At 72.1% G+C, this 15,913-nt stretch carries 15 protein-coding genes; 6 read left to right on the top strand and 9 right to left on the bottom strand.

Annotated features, from left to right (window positions below; genetic code table 11):
• Nucleotides 1–17 precede the first annotated feature (17 nt).
• Nucleotides 18–704, top strand: coding sequence for a hypothetical protein (locus KN815_RS16380; RefSeq protein WP_216342667.1), 687 nt, complete (start codon nucleotides 18–20; stop codon nucleotides 702–704).
• Nucleotides 705–763: 59 nt separating this feature from the next.
• On the opposite strand, the gene KN815_RS16375 is transcribed toward KN815_RS16380, so the two are convergent.
• Nucleotides 764–1,447 (bottom strand): TetR/AcrR family transcriptional regulator, encoded by a 684-nt coding sequence (locus KN815_RS16375; RefSeq protein ID WP_216342666.1) that lies wholly within the window; start codon nucleotides 1,445–1,447, stop codon nucleotides 764–766.
• A gap of 69 nt (nucleotides 1,448–1,516) precedes the next feature.
• Between KN815_RS16375 and KN815_RS16370 the strand changes: the two genes are divergently transcribed.
• Nucleotides 1,517–2,392, top strand: coding sequence for an SDR family NAD(P)-dependent oxidoreductase (locus KN815_RS16370; RefSeq protein WP_216342665.1), 876 nt, complete (start codon nucleotides 1,517–1,519; stop codon nucleotides 2,390–2,392).
• 154 nt (nucleotides 2,393–2,546) lie between these two features.
• Here KN815_RS16370 and KN815_RS16365 read toward each other — a convergent pair whose 3' ends face one another.
• The 3 genes from KN815_RS16365 to KN815_RS16355 form a co-directional block, all read right to left on the bottom strand.
• Complete coding sequence (locus tag KN815_RS16365; RefSeq protein ID WP_216342664.1) at nucleotides 2,547–3,125, bottom strand: TetR/AcrR family transcriptional regulator; 579 nt, start codon at nucleotides 3,123–3,125, stop codon at nucleotides 2,547–2,549.
• Between the two features lie 100 nt (nucleotides 3,126–3,225).
• On the bottom strand, nucleotides 3,226–4,617 hold the full coding sequence (locus KN815_RS16360; protein WP_216342663.1) for an amidase: 1,392 nt from the start codon (nucleotides 4,615–4,617) through the stop codon (nucleotides 3,226–3,228).
• Nucleotides 4,604–4,813, bottom strand: a complete 210-nt coding sequence (locus KN815_RS16355) for a hypothetical protein (RefSeq protein WP_216342662.1) — start codon at nucleotides 4,811–4,813, stop codon at nucleotides 4,604–4,606. The genes KN815_RS16360 and KN815_RS16355 overlap by 14 nt, the downstream gene beginning before the upstream one ends.
• A gap of 159 nt (nucleotides 4,814–4,972) precedes the next feature.
• On the opposite strand from KN815_RS16355, the gene KN815_RS16350 reads away from it, so the two are divergent.
• Nucleotides 4,973–6,259: an MFS transporter gene (locus tag KN815_RS16350; RefSeq protein WP_216342661.1), complete on the top strand. Its 1,287-nt coding sequence runs from the start codon at nucleotides 4,973–4,975 to the stop codon at nucleotides 6,257–6,259.
• Nucleotides 6,260–6,280: 21 nt separating this feature from the next.
• Complete coding sequence (locus KN815_RS16345; protein WP_216342660.1) at nucleotides 6,281–7,186, top strand: MBL fold metallo-hydrolase; 906 nt, start codon at nucleotides 6,281–6,283, stop codon at nucleotides 7,184–7,186.
• Nucleotides 7,187–7,201: 15 nt separating this feature from the next.
• Here KN815_RS16345 and KN815_RS16340 read toward each other — a convergent pair whose 3' ends face one another.
• The 5 genes from KN815_RS16340 to glyA are packed head-to-tail and all read right to left on the bottom strand — an operon-like array spanning nucleotide 7,202 to nucleotide 13,672.
• On the bottom strand, nucleotides 7,202–7,870 hold the full coding sequence (locus KN815_RS16340) for a sarcosine oxidase subunit gamma (protein WP_216342659.1): 669 nt from the start codon (nucleotides 7,868–7,870) through the stop codon (nucleotides 7,202–7,204).
• Nucleotides 7,863–10,793 carry a sarcosine oxidase subunit alpha family protein gene (locus KN815_RS16335; protein WP_216342658.1) on the bottom strand — a complete coding sequence of 977 codons (2,931 nt, stop codon included), beginning with the start codon at nucleotides 10,791–10,793 and terminating at the stop codon, nucleotides 7,863–7,865. The genes KN815_RS16340 and KN815_RS16335 overlap by 8 nt, the downstream gene beginning before the upstream one ends.
• Nucleotides 10,790–11,086: a sarcosine oxidase subunit delta gene (locus tag KN815_RS16330; RefSeq protein WP_216342657.1), complete on the bottom strand. Its 297-nt coding sequence runs from the start codon at nucleotides 11,084–11,086 to the stop codon at nucleotides 10,790–10,792. The genes KN815_RS16335 and KN815_RS16330 overlap by 4 nt, the downstream gene beginning before the upstream one ends.
• Before the next feature lie 10 nt (nucleotides 11,087–11,096).
• Nucleotides 11,097–12,317 (bottom strand): sarcosine oxidase subunit beta family protein, encoded by a 1,221-nt coding sequence (locus KN815_RS16325; RefSeq protein ID WP_216342656.1) that lies wholly within the window; start codon nucleotides 12,315–12,317, stop codon nucleotides 11,097–11,099.
• Nucleotides 12,314–13,672: a serine hydroxymethyltransferase gene (gene glyA / locus KN815_RS16320; RefSeq protein WP_216342655.1), complete on the bottom strand. Its 1,359-nt coding sequence runs from the start codon at nucleotides 13,670–13,672 to the stop codon at nucleotides 12,314–12,316. The genes KN815_RS16325 and glyA overlap by 4 nt, the downstream gene beginning before the upstream one ends.
• Nucleotides 13,673–13,778: 106 nt before the next feature.
• Between glyA and KN815_RS16315 the strand changes: the two genes are divergently transcribed.
• Both KN815_RS16315 and KN815_RS16310 read left to right on the top strand, forming a co-directional pair.
• On the top strand, nucleotides 13,779–14,447 hold the full coding sequence (locus KN815_RS16315; RefSeq protein ID WP_216342654.1) for a GntR family transcriptional regulator: 669 nt from the start codon (nucleotides 13,779–13,781) through the stop codon (nucleotides 14,445–14,447).
• A gap of 342 nt (nucleotides 14,448–14,789) precedes the next feature.
• Complete coding sequence (locus KN815_RS16310) at nucleotides 14,790–15,821, top strand: chitinase (protein ID WP_216342653.1); 1,032 nt, start codon at nucleotides 14,790–14,792, stop codon at nucleotides 15,819–15,821.
• Nucleotides 15,822–15,913 lie beyond the last annotated feature (92 nt).

Here is a 15,913-nt window from a genome sequence, read left to right as displayed (position 1 = left end):
GCACGTTTCCGGGCGCGATGGGCGGGGACCCACCCTGGGTGAGCCGAGAACGCGGCAAGGCCACCGGCCCCGCGCGGCTGCGCTTCGACGGATGGATCGCGGGCACCGGCACCTCCTCCGGGACGCGCATCGTGCTGGGCCACTGGGCGCGGTCGCCGTTCGGGCCGTTCAGCGATGTGATGCTCGAGCGCGCTGACGGTGAACGGCTGCTGCTCGCGCCCACGCCGGAGACGGCGGAGTTCATCGCCCTCACCTACGCCTTCGACGCGGTGCGCATCGTGCCGGTCCGCGTGAGCGTCGAGGCGGGCACCTGGGCCGTCAGAGCCGGGGCGCTGGACATGCGCTTCACCACGGGCCGGCGAGGGCCCCTGGGACTTCTGCTGTGTGCCGTGCCCGGCGCACTCGCCCGCTGTCCGGCATGGAGCGCGCTGCTGGACGTCCCCGCCCGCCTGCTGACGGCCGATGTGCGGACGCGTGGCAGCGCCGGGGGCGGTCGCCGTGAGTGGTACGGCGCGCGGGATCTGAGGCCGATCGTCGCGGTGTCGGCGGTCTTCGAGGATGACGACCTCGGTGTGATGGCGCCCGTCGAACCCCCGGTGCGCTTCGGGTTCGGTTCGGTGCCCCGGAGGCCGAGCGTCACCCGGGTCACCACGACGGTGGCACCGGGCCGGGGCCGCACGCCCTTCATCAGCTCCCGGGCCTGAGCCGGGCCCGAGCCACCGACCGGCCTGTACCGACCCGCGTGCGCGGTTCGGCCGGGCGGTTACGGAGTGTCGGCCGAGGCCGTCGCGGAGCGGCCCGCGTCGAGTCCGGTGAGGTAGGCGGCGAGGACGCGGCGCAGGCGGGGTTCCACCTCGACGACGGCGTGGCCCAGCCGGGGGTCGGTCTCGTACAGCTCCCGCAGGCGGGGGCCGGGAGTGGCCATCTGCCACAGGGCCCCGGCCATGCTGGTGGCCGCGGCGATCAGGTCGACGGACTGCGACTCGGTCAGCCCGAGCAGCCGTCGCAGTTCGCCGTCGATCAGCTCGATCTCCTTGAACGTCCCCAGTTTGAAGGCGCGCACCGAGTCGATCGAGACATTGCGCTCGAGGTTCAGGGGCGCCTGTGCCAGCAGGTCGCAGAACATCGGCCGGGCCGCCAGCGTGGCGGCGACGACCTCGGCGACCTCCGTGGGCGTGGCGTGTGCCCTCCGTTCGAGATCGCCGCGCAGATCGGCGGACCACTGCCGCCAGCCTTCCGCGGTGAGCAGCAGGAAGATCTGCTCCCTGGTCTCGAAGTAGCGAAGCAGGGCCGACTTGTGCATCCCCACGGCCGCGGCGATGTCGGTGAGGGTGACGTCCCGGACCCCGCGCTGGTGGCCGAGCGTGCGGGCCGCGTCCAGGATCGCCTCTTCCCGCGCCTGCTTGGCCTGGGTACTGCGGGCACGTTGGAAGGCAGGCGTCGTCATGCACCACATCATAGGAACCCGTAAGGCAACGGTGTTGCATTATTAAGAGAACGGTGTTGTACTAACGGCATGAAGCAACAGGTCTGGTTCATCACCGGTTCATCCCGCGGTCTCGGCCGCGCACTGGTCACCACCGCCCTCGAGGCCGGCGATCACGTCGTGGCCACCGCCCGCGACCCGAAGGCCCTCGCCGAGGCATTCAGCGAGTACGGCGACCGCGTCCATCCCGTCGCGCTGGACGTCACACGTCCAGCGGCGGCGCACGAGGCCGTCGAGGCGGCGCTCGCCCGCTTCGGGCGCATCGACGTGCTCGTGAACAACGCGGGATACGCCAATGTGTCGCCCATCGAGACGTCGGACGACGACGACTTCCGCGCCCAGTTCGAGACGAACTTCTGGGGCGTCTACAACGTCACCAAGGCCGTACTCCCCACCCTGCGCCGGCAGGGAGCCGGCACCGTCGTGCAGATCTCCTCGATCGGCGGGCGGGTCGGCGGATCGCCGGGCATCGCCTCCTACCAGGCGGCCAAGTTCGCGGTCGACGGCTTCAGCCGCGTCCTCGCCGTGGAGACCGCACCGTTCGGCGTGCGCGTCATGGTCGTCGAACCGAGCGGCTTCGCCACCGACTGGGCCGGTTCCTCCATGACGGTCCACCCCATCCCCGACGCCTACGACGAGACCGTCGGGGCGATGAACCGGCTGGTGCGGCAGAGCACGACGGGAGCGGCCGGGGACCCTCGGCGCGCCGCCGAGATCATCGTGCGGACCGTCCACCGCGACCAGGTCCCGGCCCATCTCCCGCTGGGCGTGAACGCGACGACCATGGCGCGGGACTACTCCCAGCACCAGCTCGCCGAGGCGACCGCCTGGGAGCAGGTCAGCCGCTCGGCCGACTTCGGCGAGCCCTACCCCGCGCAGCTCCCGCCCGAAGGCACGGCCGAGTAGGGCCTGTTGGGAGCGTGCCGGTCACGCCTCTCACTGCGGGCCGCGACCAGCACGACGGGCGCCCGCCCGCACGGCCCCCCGGTCACCCGGTCCGGTCACCCGGTCACCCCGGTCACCCCGGTCACCCCGGTCACCCCGGTCAACGGTCGCCCGGTCACCGGTCGCCCTGGCCGAGGAGTCCCGCCACCAGTCCGCGAGCGTACGCGGCGTCGAGTCCGGCGGGGCGGAAGAGGATGCGGTACATCAGCGGGGCGACGACGCGGTCGATGACCGTCTCGACCTCGGGAATCTCGGCCTCGGGAATCTCGCCCCCGCGTGCGGCCGCGCGGGCCAGGATCAGGTCGACCTGGTCGGCGGCGTAGGCCGAGCACTGACCCGCGTTGGTGCCGTCGGGGTCGCCGAGCAGGGCGTCGCGGATGTAGGCACGGCCACCGGGGGACGCCATCTCGTCGAGGAACTGCTCGGCCCAGGCGGCCAGGTCGGGCGCCAGGGCGCCGTGGTCCTTGGGCGCGGTGTCGGGTCGCAGCCGCTCGACCGCCACATCCGACAGCAGCTCCGTGAGGTCTCCCCAGCGCCGGTAGATCGTGGAAGGGGTGACCCCGGCGCGCTGGGCGACCAGTGGCACGGTCAGAGCATCGCGGCCCACCTCCGCTTCGAGTTCGCGTACGGCGGTGTGCACCGATGCCTGGACCCGGGCACTGCGCCCGCCGGGGCGCACCATCTGCCTGCTCATCTCTCCACCTTAAAGCAAATCTCTTGCTTCTAGGCAGTGGTGCGCCCCAGGCCCAACGCCCCAGGCCGTGCCCCCCAGGCCCCCAGGCCCCAGGCCGCCGTCAGACCGCCGGTGCGAGCGCCCGGCTCGGCTGGGACCGCTCGTAGGCGTGGCCGACCCGCAGCAGCACGTTCTCCCCGAGGGGCCGCCCCAGCAGTTGCATGCCGATCGGCAGGCCCGCCGTGTCGTGGCCGACCGGGACGGACAGCGACGGCACTCCGGTGAGGTTGGCGGGGGCCGAGAAGCGTACGTAGGCGTCGGAGACGGTTTCGACGGTGCCGTCCGGCCAGGTGATCGTCTCCTGGTCGGCCTTGGCCGCGGTCGCCGGGACCGTCGGGGCGGCGATCACGTCGACGTCGGCCAGCACCCGCGCCCACTCCTGGCGCATCAGCGTCCGGGAGCGCTGGGCGCGCAGATAGTCCCCGGCGGGCATCAGCTCCCCGGCTTCGAGCAGGGTGCGCACGTCCACCTGGTACAGCTCGGGCACCGCGCGCAGAGTGCGCTCGTGGTAGGCGGTGGCCTCCGGCACCATCAGACCCCACTGAGTGGCCTGGATGTAGCGGGTCATGGGGATCTCGACCTCGACCAGGCGCGCGCCGAGGGCCTGAAGCCGGTCGGCGGCCCGCCGGACCGCGGCTTCCACCTCCGGATCGACGTGCTCGAAGTAGTAGTTGCGCGGCACGCCGACGCGCAGTCCGGTCAGATCCTCGTCCGCGCCGGGCCGGTAGTCCCCCGCGGGGGCGTCCAGGGAGGCGGGGTCGCGGGGGTCGTGTCCGGCCAGGGCCGTCAGGACCAGGGCCTGGTCCTCGACGGTGCGGGTCAGGGGGCCGACATGGTCCAGCGACCAGGACAGGGAGGTGACGCCGTGGCGGGGGACGAGGCCGTAGGTCGGCTTGAGGCCGACGACCCCGTTGAGCGCGGCGGGGACGCGGATGGATCCGCCGGTGTCGGTGCCCAGCGCGAAGGTGGCGGCGCCCGCTGCGACGGCCACGGCGGATCCGCCGCTGGAGCCCCCGGCGACCCGGCCGGGGTCCCAGGCGTTGCGGGTCTGCGGGGTGGTCAGCCCGTAGGCGAACTCATGGGTGTGGGTCTTGCCGACCAGGACCGCACCGGCCGCGCCGAGGCGCGCGGCGACCGTGCTGTCCGCCTGCGCGCGGTGGTCGGCGCGGACCCGGGAGCTGGCGGTGGTGGCCACACCGGCGACGTCGATCAGGTCCTTCAGCCCCATGGGGATGCCGTGCAGCGGACCGCGCGAGCGGCCCGCCGCGATGTCGTCCGCGGCCTTGCGTGCCGCGTGGCGCGCCTGCTCGGCGGTCACCGTGGCGTAGGCGTTCAGATGGGGTTCCAGCCGCTCGACGCGTTCCAGGACGGAGTCCACCAGCTCGACCGGGGACAGCTCTCCGGCCCGGATCGCGGCGGCGGCCGCGGTGAGGGACAGTTCATACGGCCGCATCGTGCCGCTCCTCTCGCGCCCGGTAGGCGGGGGCGGGCGGGGTGTCGCCGAAGTCGAGTTCGCGCAGGATGGCGACGACCGAGTGGATGTGATTGGCGGTGGCCGCCGCCACGGCGTGGCGCTCGGGCGGCAGCGGGAGCCCGGCCCGGGCGGCCCAGCGGGCCGCTTCCGGAGGGGTGAGTTCAGCAGCGGACATGGTGTCTCCCTCATGGGCCGGAGAGGCTGAGCGACCCCGGGAGGCGTGACCCCGGCGATCCCCGGCAACCCCGAAACAAAAGCTAACGGTTTGCGTTAGTCGACTGTAGGGCCTACAGTCCCTTAAAGCAAACGCATCGCTTTTAGCGGGAGGAACCCTATGCCCAGCGCCACCTCCGGCGCCCCCGCGCAGTGCCCCTACGCAGCCGCCCCCGTCCGTAAGGCCACGGCCAACCACACCGCGCCCCTCCGCGAGACCACGGCGAACCACACCGCGCCCCTCGTCCTCTACGCGTCCGTCCTCACGACCCTCCTGGCCGCGTCCAGCGCCCCCACCCCGCTGTACCCGCTCTACCAGGACCAGTGGGGCCTGTCCGCGCTCACCATCACGGTGATCTTCAGCGCCTACGCCCTGACCCTGCTGCTGGCCCTGCTCACCGTCGGAGCCCTCTCCGACCACCTGGGACGGCGCCCGGTCCTGGTGGGCGCGCTGGCTCTGGAGGCCGTGTCCATGGTGCTGCTGGCCACTGCGGACGGCGCCGGGCCGCTGATCGCCGCCCGGGTCCTGCAAGGAGCGGCCACCGGCGCGGCCACCAGTGCCTCGGGCGCGGCGCTCCTCGACCTCGATGACCCGCTGCGCCCCGGCCGATCGGCCCTGACCAACAGCATCACCCCGGTGGCCGGCATGGCCGGCGGCGTGCTCGTCTCGACCCTCCTCATCCCCCTCTCCCCCGCGCCCACCGTCACCGTCTACCTGCTGCTGGCCGCGCTGTTCGTGGCCCAGGCGGCCGCCGTCGTCCGCACCGAGGAGACCGGGCGGCGGCGCCCCGGCGCGCTGCGCTCGCTGCTCCCGCGGCTCGGCGTCCCGCCCTCGGCCCGCCACGCCCTGCTGACCGTGGGCACGGGTGTCGTCGCCGTCTGGGCGCTCGGCGGCCTCTACTCCTCCCTGGGGCCCGCGCTCGTACGCCTCGTGGCCCCCGGCACTCCCCGTACGGCGGGCGGGATGGTGTTCTTCACCGTCAGCGCCGCCGCCGCGCTCACCGTTTGGGCCCTGCGGCGCACGGCGCCGACCGCCGCCGCCACCGGCGGCTGCCTGGCCGTCATCCCCTCCGCCGCCCTGAGCCTGGGCGCCCTGCACGGCGCCGGACCGCTCGCCCTGTTCGGCGGCGCGGCCCTGGCCGGCATCGCCTTCGGCGCCGTCTCCCAAGGGGCGCTGCGGATGATGCTCGGCTCGCTCGACGAGCGGGACCGGGCCACCACCGTGGCCGCCTACTACGTCCTGAGCTATCTGGCGATGAGCCTGCCCGCCATCGCCGCGGGCGCCGCCACCCAGCACTACGGACTCCGCACCGCCGCCTACGCCTACGCCATCGGCGCCGCCGTCCTCGCCGCCGCGGCGGTGGCGGCACTCACCGCGTCACGGCGCCAGATCAAGCCCGCCCGCTAGAGATCAAGGAAACGACGGACCATGCACACAGCGCACAGCAGCGACAGCCCCTTCTGGACCGTGGGCGACATCACCGTCCACCGCATCGACGAGGTGCCCCTGCCCCCGCAGACCGGGCCGTGGCTGCTGCCCGACGCCACCACGGACGTGGTCACCCGACAGGACTGGCTGCGCCCCGACTTCGCCGACCAGGAGGGCATCCTGCGCATCAACAGCCACAGCTTCGCCTTCGAGGTGGACGGGCTGAAGGTGCTCGTCGACACCGGCATCGGCAACGGCAAGACACGGGCCAACCCCGCCTGGCGCGATCTGCGCACCGACTACCCGGAGCGGCTGGCCGCCACCCAATTTCCCCCGGAATCCATCGACTTGGTGATCCTCACCCATCTGCACACCGACCACGTCGGCTGGAACACCCGCGAGGTGGACGGTGCGTGGGTGCCCACCTTCCCCAACGCGCGCCACCTCACCTCCCGCGCGGAACGGGAGTTCTGGGCGGGCTACGACATGGACGAACCGCGCGCGCAGATGTTCCGTGACTCCGTGACCCCGATCGAGGAAGCGGGACTGCTCGACCTGGTCGACGTCCCGGCCGAGGGCACCGAGGTCGCCCCGGGGCTGCGGCTGATCCCCACGCCCGGCCACACCCCCGGCCATATCGCCCTCCGGCTCACCAGCGGCGACAAGGCGGCGCTGATCACCGGCGACTGCATCCACCACCCCGTCCAGCTCGCCCACCCCGCCATCGGCTCATGCGTGGACATCGCCCCCGAGCAGTCCGAGGCCACCCGCCGCGAACTCCTCGGCTCCCTCGCCGATACGGACACGCTCCTGCTCGGCACCCACTTCCCGCCGCCCACCGCCGGGCGTGTGGTCACCCACGGGAACACCTACCGGCTCTCGCCCGTACACCCGGATGCGCGGTGACCACGGGCCGACCCATCAGGGCAGCTCCGGGCCGCGGTACTCGCTCATCGCGTCGATGAGCCAGCGCGCCAGATAGTCGGCGAACGAGGACCGGGGGAGCAGCCGGTACGTCGGTACGTCGTCGACCTGCCAGAGCGGCGCCGCGACGGGCCCCACCGTGGTCGACACCGCGTGGCCGGGGCCGAAGGCCCGGGGGTGCAGGTCGAGCGGACAGCCCTTCTCCAGCACCTGCCGAGCGGCCGGGCCGCTCAGCTCCAGCGTGGTGCGGTTCGCGGAAACGTCCACGACCGAGCCCGGATCCGCGCCGAGTGCCGCCCGCAACTCCGCGGCCACGGCGGTCCCGTCAGTCCCCTCGGCCTGGGAGAGCACGAGCCATTCGTCGGGTCCGAGCCAGAGAACCGTATGGGGACCCGATGCGGTGGTGTGGCCGCACTGCCGCGGAAGTGGCGCCCCCAGGGACTTCTCGACGCGGTCGGCCGCTTCGGAGACGGGGTCGACGCGCAGGTTCACCATGGTGCGGAACGGCCACTCGGTCAGCGTGACTCCGCGCGGGCCGGTGACGGCGGCGGTGTGCATCCGCGCCGCCAGATGCGCCAGGGGGCTGATGCGCAGCGCCACCGGGCCCGCGCCCGCGCCCGTGCCCGAACCCGCGCCCGCGCCTTCGGCGTTCATCGGTTCAGCCATCTCGCCTGGTCCCTTCGGGGTCGTAGAGGACGGTGTCGGCCACCAGCACGGGCACCAGGTCCTCGCCCACGGGGGCCAGGAGGGTCTCGCCGATCCGTGCCCGCCCGTCCGCGACGAGCGCGAGGGCGAAGGGGCGGCCGAGGGCCGGGCTGTGGTAGCTGGAGGTGACATGGCCGAGCATCGGCACCGGCCCGGCCTCAGGGGTGAGGGGCACGTTCGGCGCGATGAGCTGGGTGCCCTCGGGCAGCCGGGTCCGCCGATCGCTCGGCAGCAGCCCGACCAACTGCTTGCGGTCGGTGCGGGAGGTGTCGGCACGGGAGTACGAGCGGTTGCCGATGAAGTCCTTGCGCTGGGAGACCACCCAGGACATGCCCGCGTCCTGCGGGGTGACCGTGCCGTCGGTGTCCTGGCCGACGATGATGTAGCCCTTTTCGGCCCGCAGGACGTGCATGGTCTCGGTGCCGTACGGGGTGATGCCGTACGGCCTGCCGATCGCGTACACCTCCTCCCAGACCGCCGGGCCGTACCACCCGGATACGTTGATCTCGTAGGCGAGTTCGCCGGAGAAGGAGATCCGGCAGATACGGGCGGGGATGCCGGAGGCCAGGGTGGTCTCGCGGAAGGCCATGAACGGGAAGGTCTCGTTCGACAGGTCGATCCCGGGGGCGAGCTGGGCCACGACCTCGCGCGACTGGGGGCCGACGACCGCGATCGTCGCCCACTGCTCGGTCACCGAGGTGCAGTGGACGTCGAGGTCGGGCCACTCGGTCTGTAGCCACTCCTCCAGCCAGTCCAGGACGGCGGCGGCGCCACCGGTCGTGGTGGTCGTGAAGTAGCGGTTCTCCTCGAGGCGCAGCGTCACACCGTCGTCGAAGATCATCCCGTCGGGCTTGCACATCACACCGTAGCGGGCCATGCCGGGCTTCAGCTTCTTGAAGGCGTTGGTGTAGACGCGGCCCAGGAACTCACCCGCGTCCGCGCCCCAGATCTCGATCTTGCCGAGGGTGGAGGCGTCCATGAACGCCACGCCCTCACGGGCCGCGCGGCACTCGCGGGCCACGGCCGTGTCCATGTCCTCACCGGGCCGGGGGTAGTACCGGGGGCGCTTCCACTGCCCGACGTCCTCGAACACCGCCCCGTGGGCGACATGCCATCGGTGGATGGAGGTCGTGCGCTCCGGATCGAACAGCTCGCCGCGCTCACGCCCGGCCAGGGCGGCGAAGGCAACCGGTGTGTACGGCGCCCGATAGCCCGTGGTGCCGATCCGCCCGGGTGACGCGCCCGCGCCGAGGGCTTCGGCGATCACGCCGATCGCGTTGACGTTGGAGGTCTTGCCCTGGTCGTTCGCCGTGCCGAGCGAGGTGTAGCGCTTGATGTGCTCGACGCTGCGCATACCGGCGCCGGTGGACCGCCAGACGTCGGCGACGGTGACATCGCGCTGTAGGTCGACGAAGTGGGTGTCCCAGGTGGCTGGTTCGCAGGCGGAGTTGAGGCCGTTGCCGGAGCCGGGTGCGGGCACCAGCCACAGTGCGCGCACCGGGCCCGCCGTGGCCCGGGGCCGAGCGTCGCCGGACGGCGGTTCGGGCGCGGCGACCGGGAACCCGGCGTCCGTCGCGGCCCGCGCACCGGCCCGCGCCCCTTCGGCGAGACAGCCGTCGAGGTCGTACGTCCCCCGGGCCGCGCCGACGATGTGCTGGTCCCGTACGGTGCCGTCGGGGACGAAGGCGACCAGGTCCTCGTCCCAGCGCAGCGTGCCCTGGCGCTGGCTGTGCAGGTGCACCACCGGGCTCCAGCCGCCCGAGACGGCCAGCAGATCGCAGTCGAACGACTCGCCCTCACCGGTGAGTCGACCCTCGGCGTCGAGGGCCTGGACGGTGACACCGGTGAGCCGGTCCCCGCCCGCGGTGTCCACCACCGCACTGCCCGTCAGCACCCGCACCCCACTCGCCACGGCGACCTCGGCGGCCCTGCGGGACAGCTCGGGCCGCGCGTCCACGACGGCGGCGATGCCGATTCCGGCGGCGTGGAGATCGGCCACCGTGTCATAGGCGCTGTCATTCGTCGTGCCCACCACGGCCCGGGAACCCGGCGCCACCGCATACCGGTTGAGGTACGAGCGCACCGCCCCGGCGAGCATCACCCCGGGCCGGTCGTTGCCCGCGAAGACCGGCGGACGCTCGTGGGCGCCGGTGGCCAGGACCACCTGGCGGGCCCGGATGTGCCACAGCCGCTGCCGCGAGACCCCTTCGGACGGCTCGGGGGCGTCGGCGCCGAGGTGGTCGGTGCGCCGCTCCAGGGCCAGTACGTAGTTGTCGTCGTAACTGCCGAACGCCGTGGTACGCCGCAGGACGACGGCCTCGGGGGCGGCGTCGAGGGCCGCGCGCACTTCGGCGACCCACTCCGGGGCGGTCTGCCCGCCGACCCGCTCGGTGCGCCCGGAGAGCAGCGAGCCGCCCGGTTCGGGCTGCTCGTCGAGGAGGATCACCCGGGCCCCGGAGCCCGCCGCAGCGGCGGCGGCCGCGAGCCCGGCGGGTCCGGCGCCGACGACCAGGACATCGGTGTGGACGTACTTCTTGTCGTAACCGGCCGGGTCGGGGCCCGGGTCGAGCCGTCCCATCCCGGACAGCGTCGTGGCGGACAGCCCGTCGTACAGCTCCGCCGTGGTGGCGGGCAGCATGCCCTCGGAGCACGGGCCGTCGATCTGCAACAGGGCGTTGGGCTCCTCAGGACCCGCGGCGACGATGCCGCGCGGTCGGCCGCGGTAGATCGACGGGGCGGCCTCGATGCGCCCGTTCGCCAGCATCGCCGAGGCGACGGTGTCTCCGGGGTGTCCGGTCATCTCCCGGCCGTCGACGGTGAACCGCAGCACGGTGCCCCGGTCGACTCGGCCCCCGTGCGGGAGCCGGAATCGCTGGTCGGTCATCGGTTCCCTCCGGCCTGGGGGATTTCGGGACGGGGCTCGTCGAGCCGGTAGGCGGCCAGCACTTCGTAACTCACCGTGTCCCGAAGGACGTTGAACCAGCGGCGACAGCCGGTGCCGTGCATCCACCGCTCGGCGAACGGCCCCTTGGGGTTGTCGCGGTAGAAGACATACCCGGCCCACTCCTCATCGGTGAGGTCCGCGGGGTTTCCCGGATAGGGGACGTGTGCCTGCCCCCCGTAGTGGTACTCGGTCTCGTCGCGAGGACCGCACCATGGGCAACTGATCAGCAGCACGATGTCCTCCTCAGTGGGCCACGGCCGCGGCGCCGTGTTCGTCGATCAACGCGCCCGTCGTAAAGCGTTCGAGGGCGAAGGGGGCGTTCAGCGGATGCGGCTCGCCGGTGGCGATGGTGTGGGCGAAGGTCCAGCCGGCGGCCGGGGTGGCCTTGAACCCGCCGGTGCCCCAGCCGCAGTTGACGTAGAGGTTCTCGACGGGGGTGGTGCCGATGATCGGGGAGGCGTCCGGTGTGACATCGACGATGCCGCCCCAGGTCCGCAGCACATGAGCACGGGCGAAGACGGGGAACAGCTCGACGGCGGCGGCCATCTGCCGCTCGATCACATGGAACGAGCCGCGCTGCCCATAGCCGTTGTAGGCGTCGACGCCCGCGCCCATCACCAGCTCGCCCTTGTGCGCCTGGGAGACGTAGACATGCACATGGTTGGACATCACCACGGTGGGGTGCACCGGTTCATGCAGTTCGGAGACGAGCGCCTGGAGCGGATGGGACTGCACCGGCAGCCGGACACCGGCCCGCTCGGCCAGCACACTGCTGTGCCCGGCGGCCGCGAGGCCGACCCGTCCGGCGAGGATGCGGCCACGGCTGGTCTCGACGCCCACCACCCGGTCGCCGTCCTTGAGGAAGCCGGTGACCTCGCACCCCTGGATCAGATCAACACCCATCTCATCGGCCCGCCGGGCCAGCGCCCAGGCGACGTGGTCGTGCTTGGCGATACCGGCCCGCGGCTGGAAGGTGGCGCCGAGGACCGGATAGCGGGTGCGGGGCGAGACATTGAGGATGGGGCAGACCTTGGCGACCTCGTCCGGCTCCAGCCACTGGGCGTCGACTCCGTTGAGGCGGTTGGCGTTGACCCGGCGCACGCCCTCGCGGACGTCCTGGAGGGTGTGCGCGAGGTTGAGGACGCCGCGCTGGCTGAACAGGAAGTCGTAGTCCAGCTCCTCCGGGAGGCGCTCCCACAGCCCCAGCGCGTGCTCGTAGATCGCCGCGCTCTCGTCCCACAGGTAGTTCGAGCGGATGATCGTGGTGTTGCGTGCCATGTTGCCACCGGCCAGCCAGCCCTTCTCCAGGACGGCGACATTGGTGATGCCGTGGTTCCGGGCGAGGTAGTAGGCGGTGGCCAGGCCGTGGCCACCCGCGCCGACGATGACGACGTCGTAGGAGGAGCGCGGCTCGGGGGTGCGCCAGAGGAAGTCCGGGTGCTCCGGCAGCGGCGTGGTGGTCATGCCGCGTCTCCGTTCGGGCGGGGCGGGTGGAACGGGTGAGCCGGGTGGGTCGGCCGGGTCGGGCGGGGATAGAGGGGGAACGCGGTGGCGAGCTTTTCCACCCGGTCACGCAGCAGGCCGGTGCGCTCGTCGCCGAGCCGCTCGTCCATCAGGGCCTGCGCGATGATGTCGGCGACCTCCCGGAACTCCGCCGTGCCGAAGCCCCGGGTGGCCAGGGCCGGGGTGCCGATCCGCAGCCCGGAGGAGACCATCGGCGGACGGGGGTCGAACGGCACCGCGTTGCGGTTGACGGTGATGCCGACGCGGTGCAGCCGGTCCTCGGCCTGCTGTCCGTCGAGCGCGGAGGCGCGCAGATCGACCAGGACCAGGTGGACCTCGGTGCCGCCGGTCAGCACCGTGATCCCGGCCTCGGCCACATCGTCGGCCAGCAGCCGTCCGGCGAGAATGCGGGCGCCGTCCAGGGTGCGCCGCTGGCGTTCCGCGAACTCCTCCCCCGCCGCCACCTTGAAGGCCACCGCCTTCGCCGCGATGACATGTTCCAGCGGGCCGCCCTGCTGCCCCGGGAAGACCGCGGAGTTGATCTTCTTGGCCAGGTCGGCCCGGCTGAGGATCACCCCGCCGCGCGGCCCGCCGAGCGTCTTGTGGGTGGTGGTCGTCACGACATCGGCGTACGGCACCGGGCTCGGGTGGAGGCCCGCGGCCACCAGCCCGGCGAAGTGCGCCATGTCCACCATCAGATACGCGCCCACCTCGTCGGCGATCCGCCGGAACGCGGCGAAGTCCAGTTGGCGGGGGTAGGCCGACCAGCCGGCGACGATCATCTTGGGCCGGTGGGCGAGGGCGAGCCGCTCGACCTCGTCCATGTCGATGCGCAGATCGGATTCGCGCACGTGGTACGGCACGACCTGGTACAGCTTGCCGGAGTAGTTGATGCGCATGCCGTGGGTCAGATGCCCGCCGTGCGCGAGGTCGAGGCCGAGGATCGTGTCACCGGGCTTCAGCAGCGCGAACATCGCTGCCGCGTTGGCCTGGGCGCCCGAATGCGGCTGCACGTTCGCGGCCTCGGCGCCGAAGAGCTCCGTCACCCGGGCGATGGCCAACCGCTCGATGACGTCGACGTGTTCACAGCCGCCGTAGTAGCGGCGGCCCGGGTAGCCCTCGGCGTACTTGTTGGTCAGGACCGAGCCCTGGGCCTCCATGACGGCGGCCGGGGCGAAGTTCTCCGAGGCGATCATTTCGAGGGTCGACCGCTGCCGGTGCAGCTCGGCGTCGACCGCGGCGGCGACCTCCGGGTCGAGCTCGCTGAGCGGGACGGAGAGAGGGGTGGTGACCTCGGTGGGCGGGTTCGCTGCCATGTGCGCACCATCCTGGGAGGCGAACTACTGGACCACTGATCGGCAACTGATATATCAGCCTGTGCGGTAAGGTATGGGAGCTCGCCGGACAGGTCAAGGGGGTCTCATGCGGAACGTGGCGACCGAGCCCGGGAACGGCGAGGAGCTGTCCCTCGCCGAGCGCGCCTACCGCGCCATCCGGGACCGTCTGGTCATGCTCGAGATCCGCCCGGGCGCACCGATCAACGAGGACCAGTTGGCGCAGTCCCTCGGCGTCGGACGGACGCCGGTGCGCGAGGCGCTCAAGCGGCTCCAGTACGAGCGCCTCATCACCACCTACCCCCGGCGCGGCACCTTCGCCACCGAGGTCAACATCACCGACCTGGCCCATATCTCGGAGGTGCGCCAGGAGCTGGAGCCGCTGGCCGCCGCCCGGGCCGCGCGGCGCGCCACCGCCACCGACCGCACGACGCTGACGGCCCTACGGCGGGATCTTGAGAGCGTGGATCCACACCGGCACGCCGCCGCCGACCTCATGCATCTGGACCTTCAGGTCCACCGCGCCATCTACGCCGCCACGCACAACCCGTACTTGGAGGACACCCTCGTCCGCCACGACAATCTGGCCACGCGCATCTGGTGCCTGTTCATCGACCGCCTGTCCGACATGGCCGGCCATGTCGAAGAGCACGGACCGCTGATCGACGCGATCGTCGCCGGTGACCCCGACAAGGCCGCACAGCTCGCCGGCAACCATGTCGAGGGCTTCGAACGGGCCATCCGCGCGGCCATCTGAGACCCCGACATCCCATCTGGGGACGGGAGTTCTCCCCGGTCGGTTCTTCCTGGCCGGTTCTTCGCGCTCGCGCGGAGTCGGACGCGGGTGGACACGTCACGTACGGCCGACAGTTGAGGTGTTCATCGGCGCGATGCGGCAGGCGAGTTCGCTCCTTGAAGGCACGTCACTTCATTGGTGCGGACCTATTGACGGGACGCGTTCAACTCCCGAAATATATGGGCCGAGAGTCCGGCCGTGACCTTCCGGCCGAAAACCGCATGTCGCGGGCCGCGGCGGCACCTGTCCGACGGACATGCCACTGCCGGGGCCCGTCCGCGTCTGAGGAAGGCATCCCCCCACATGAACCACCGCGAAGAATTCACCGCCCAGGACCGCGCGCACCGCCGCCGCCGGCGGCGGACCGCCCTGGCCGTGGCCGCCGTGGCCGCCGTCGCGAGTACGACCGCGGCGGCCTGGGCCGCAGGCCCCGGTCAGGCCCCCACCGCGGCGTCCGCCGCACCCGCCGCCGTGGCCCCCTACCTGTACAACGGATGGGGCAACCCGCCGGACCCGGGCGAGGTGATGGACGCCACCGGCGTGCGCTGGTTCACCCTCGCCTTCGTCCTCGACTCGGGCAACTGCTCCCCGCAGTGGGACGGCAGCCGCCCGCTGACCGGCGGGGCCGACGAGCAGACCGTGAAGGCCATACGGGCCAAGGGCGGCGATGTGGTGCCGTCCTTCGGCGGCGCGAGCGGCGCCAAGCTGGAGCAGTCCTGCGCCGACGCCAACGCCCTCGCCGGGGCCTACCAGAAGGTCATCGACGCCTACGGGCTCAAGGCCATCGACATCGACATCGAAGGCGACGCCTACGACGACCCGGCCGTCCAGCAGAAGACGATCGACGCCCTGAAGCAGGTGAAGGCCGACAACCCGGGGCTGCTCACCTACGTCACCTTCCCCAGCGATCAGAACGGCCCCGACGACAGCATGATCCGCCGGGCCGCCGAATCCGACTTCGAGGCCGATAGCTGGACCATCATGCCGTTCGACTTCGGCGGCGAGGGCCAGAACATGGGCGAGCTGACCAAGCAGGCCACCGACGGTCTGAAGAACGCCGTCAAGGGCGCCTACGGCTACAGCGACGACGACGCCTACCGGCACAGCGGCCTGTCCTCGATGAACGGCATCACCGACGTCAACGAGACCGTCTCCACCGACGACTTCGAGACGATCCTGGACTACGCCTCCCAGCACCATCTGTCGCGGCTCTCCTTCTGGTCCGTCAACCGGGACCGCCCCTGCCCCGGCGCCTACCCGAACGACGACACCTGCTCCGGAGTCGCCCAGGAGCCCTGGCAGTTCACCGGAATATTCGCCCGGTACCAGGGCTGAGGGAGACACACCACCATGACGAACGACACCACCGGCCGCGGGCGTCGCGGACGCCGCCGCGTCGCCGGCTGGACCGCCGCGTTCGCCGCGCT

The sequence above is a fragment of the Streptomyces niphimycinicus genome (assembly GCF_018883605.1).
In the GTDB taxonomy this organism is placed as follows: domain Bacteria; phylum Actinomycetota; class Actinomycetes; order Streptomycetales; family Streptomycetaceae; genus Streptomyces; species Streptomyces niphimycinicus.
Note: the sequence above shows the minus strand (reverse complement) of the source record. Positions and strands in the feature narration are given on the sequence as shown.